Below are 1,869 nucleotides of genomic sequence, written 5' to 3' on the forward strand. Positions count from 1 at the left end.
CTGATATTATCAACCTTTTTAACTTCTTAGATAAAAATAAAGAATCAGTTGTTAATATAAATATAGGATATTGTTCTAGTGGGTTTGATAGTGAATCTGAATCTTACAAAGAAACAGAGGAAATTATTAAAAGAGAAGATAGCAATTCTCCATATGTTCTGGTAAGTGGGCAAGTAGAGGATGGACAAGGGGTTGTAGCGACAACAAGAAGTGAGGGGCGATTTGAGTTTTTAGGAGTAGGTAATATAACACCTTTTGATAATTTTATGCTTTTTATTAATAAAATATCGGATTCTAATAAATCATATTCACATTCTTGGCTTTATGATGGTGCAGAATATAATGAAAAATATGAGAAATATATAGAAAAATGTAATACTATTCCGGGTTCTAAATGGAGAGATGATGCTTCGCCTAGTATAGGGTTACTTTCCGGTACATTTTATTTAACTTCTGGTCCTGCTATTGATTCAGTTTACACGCTTGCATTAGAACCTTTAACCCAAGCAGAATTAAAACTCAAAAATTATTAAGGGGAATAAAATGCAAACTAAGAATAGCTTAAAAGAAGCAAAGAAAACGAAGAATAGAATTGTTTATCGAGCAAAATGCCTTGATTGCAAATATGAATGGACAAGCCGTAATACGGGAAAAACACCAAATTATTGCCCAAAGTGCTATAAGCGTAGAATAGAAATTAGACCTTTACCTTAAGGAGATTGAATTATTATGTCACAACAATGTAAACCAAAAGGAATTTGCCCATTTTGTTTGGAAGAGGTACAAGCAAAAATTATAGAAGAAAATACTCTTCGGCGTGATAAATGCCAATGTCCAAATTGCAATGGAACGATTTTTATTTGTCGTAAACCGGGTTGTAATAATTATGCGAAAGGTGGGCGGTTTTATGATGATGAACTTTGTCCAAGCTGTACTTCCGGAATATCTGAGACTGTTGTACCTATGGTTGTGGTAAGCGTTGTTGGTATGGTCACAAAAAAATTATTCGGTGAAGAGGATTAAAGTATCTATGAAATCTAAAAATATTTTATTACCGTTGCTGTGTTTCGTTGTGTTGGGTTGTGATGATCCTAAAAAAGCAAACAATGAGAACTTTGAAAGGGTAATTTCTGCGCATATAAATAATGCTTTAGCTTGTACTGATTTTGTACCTACAATAGATAATCATAAAAAATTAAATTCCGAATTAAAATATTGGACGACAAAAACAGATTTTGCTAAGTTAGTTAAAATTATTAAATTTACTAATATGCGTGTAGAGTCATTTCCGGATAAGATTGAGAAAGTTCAAGATAAAGGGTATTTGATTGACCCTGATTTATCTCCTTTATTAGATTATCTTAAAATGATGGAAAAATATAAAATTGTAAATAAAATAGACATTTCTGTGGATTTGCTAAGTTTATGGGAGAAAAATAAGCGTAGCATGCCTATTAAAGATGCTATAGATTATAATAGTGTTTATTTATTTGAACATCAAGAACAGGATACTAGAGAACGTGATATTAAACTAGAGATGTTGAATCAATCAAAAGCCATATTTGATCAATATAGAGAGATGATTATTAATGAGGAATATGACAAAGTTGTTAATACTATAAAAAATGATCCTGATTATATTAATTATCAAGAAAATACCCCTGTGTTATCTTCAGGAGATAAATTATCAATAAAAGAAAGAGCAAAAGGAGAATTACTAAATAACATTTTTTGGTTTGTTCGACCCGCTGGACTGATAGGTAGACCTGAAAATCCCAAAGAATTTGAGGCCGCTATAATTGAGCCAATAAAAGAAGCTATTGCTCGTGAAAATGAAATTATATTAGAAAGAGAAGAAAAAATAACGAG

Annotated in this window: 3 protein-coding genes; all 3 read left to right on the forward strand. The window is 31.2% G+C overall.

Translation table 11 applies throughout. From position 1 onward, the window contains the following. Positions 1 to 533 (forward strand): hypothetical protein (locus BKK52_RS13615; protein ID WP_158076061.1); only part of this gene is annotated, 533 nt, incomplete at its 5' end. 196 nt (positions 534 to 729) lie between these two features. Further along, entirely contained in the window at positions 730 to 1,023 is a 294-nt protein-coding gene (locus tag BKK52_RS13235; protein ID WP_077421943.1) for a hypothetical protein, read from the forward strand. Between the two features lie 7 nt (positions 1,024 to 1,030). Then, the coding region (locus tag BKK52_RS13240; protein ID WP_143531439.1) for a hypothetical protein at positions 1,031 to 1,869 on the forward strand (839 nt) is incomplete at its 3' end.

The sequence above is a fragment of the Rodentibacter trehalosifermentans genome (assembly GCF_002000545.1).
Classification (GTDB): Bacteria; Pseudomonadota; Gammaproteobacteria; order Enterobacterales; family Pasteurellaceae; genus Rodentibacter; species Rodentibacter trehalosifermentans.